The sequence below is a fragment of the Bacillus sp. SIMBA_031 genome, from assembly GCF_046535225.1.
GTDB classification, from domain to species: Bacteria; Bacillota; Bacilli; order Bacillales; family Bacillaceae; genus Bacillus; species Bacillus velezensis.
Genome location: NZ_JAWRXC010000496.1, coordinates 1 through 251 on the forward strand (window position 1 = coordinate 1; position 251 = coordinate 251).

General features: G+C 68.1%; 1 protein-coding gene. It reads right to left on the reverse strand.

Going from position 1 to position 251, the window contains the following annotated elements; all coding sequences use genetic code 11:
* Window positions 1–251: ATP-binding cassette domain-containing protein (locus SB724_RS21140; RefSeq protein WP_410572954.1), on the reverse strand; the 251-nt coding region annotated here is incomplete at both ends.

The following is a 251-nucleotide window of genomic DNA, read 5'->3' on the forward strand; positions in this document are numbered from 1 at the left end:
GCCGCTGTCGCAGCATCGAGATGTGCGGTCGGTTCGTCGGCGAGAATGATCTGGATGTCGGGATTGCAGGCGGCGCGGGCGATGGCAAGCCGCAGCGCCTCGCCACCGGACAGGCCGAGCCCGCCTTCACCAAGCGGGCGCTTGCCATAAGCTGCCGCGACTTGGTCGAGCTTGGCGGCACGGAGTGCCTCATCCGCCTTGGTGCCGGCGCGGCCGAGCGTAACGTTGCCCGCGAGCGAACCAGCAAAGAT